A 1,134-nucleotide genomic window follows, 5' to 3' on the forward strand; every position below is an offset into this window, starting at 1 on the left:
CAACTGTTATCTGGAGAGGAATGTCTCGCCTGGCAGATATCGTTACAGGTGCTCTCTCCTATCAAATTACAGAAGAAAAAATTTATGGGTAACTGCAAGCCGACGAGGACCACAGGCATGCGTCAGGCCGCCTGTGTATGATTGGCGTGACGGGTGTTTTTCCAGTTCCAGGGGAGCAGTTCGTGCAGGCGTGAGACGGGCTGGTCGTTGATCCGGGCGAGAACGTCGGCGAGCCAGGCCTGGGGATCGACGTCGTTGAGCTTTGCGGTGACGATGAGGGAATACATATCGGCCGCGCGCTGGCCGCCCCGATCGGAACCGGCGAACAGCCAGGCTTTTCTGCCAAGGGCGATGCCGCGTAGTGCGCGTTCAGCGGCATTGTTGGTCAGGCAGATCCGTCCGTCGGAGAGGAACCGGGTAAAACTCTCTGGCCTGCGCAGGATATAGGCCATGGCTGTGGCAACGGGGGTCTTCTTCGACAGGCGGGTGCAACTTTCGCGCATCCAGCCGGTTGTAGCCGCCATAGGCGTCGGATTGCAGGATACCGCTCCAGCCATCGAGATGCTCCGTGGGATGTTCGCTCTTGCGGTCACGGGAGTAGCGGAACCAGGCCGCGGGCGGTGCGGGGCCGCCGAATGGCCGGTCATCGCGCACATAGGTCCACAATCGCCCGGTCACGGTGCGGCTTTTCGCCAGCACTGGTACGGTGGTGTCGTCGCCATGCAGCCGGTGTGCCGCCAGCACATGGGCGCGGATCTGCGCGATCAGCGGCGCCAGGGTGGCGGTGCTGGCACCCACCCAGTCAGCCAGCGTGGAGGTGTCGAGATCGATCCCTTCGCGGGCAAAGGCCTCGCTCTGGCGGTTCAGCGGCAGGTGATCGGCAAACTTGCCGGTCAGGATCGTCGACAGCAGCCATGGCCCGGCGCGGCCCCGGGCGATCGGATGGAAGGGTGCTGGTGGCTGCGTGATGCTCTCGCAGTCCCTGCAGGAGAATTTCTCCCGCACCGTCTGGATTACCCTGAATTGTCTGGGGATGACTTCCAGCGTCTCGGTCATGCTCTCGCCCAGTTTTGCCAGACGGGATGAGCCACAGCATGGGCAGTGCACGGGGGCTGGGATAACGACCCTTTCACG

General features: G+C 62.6%; 1 pseudogene. It reads right to left on the reverse strand.

Features of this window, described 5'->3' with window-relative positions:
- Nucleotides 1-122: 122 nt before the first annotated feature.
- Nucleotides 123-1,134 (reverse strand): annotated as a pseudogene (gene tnpC / locus CFR76_RS17420) (IS66 family transposase); the annotation flags it as partial.

It is taken from the genome of Komagataeibacter swingsii (assembly GCF_003207895.1).
Taxonomy (GTDB): Bacteria; Pseudomonadota; Alphaproteobacteria; order Acetobacterales; family Acetobacteraceae; genus Komagataeibacter; species Komagataeibacter swingsii.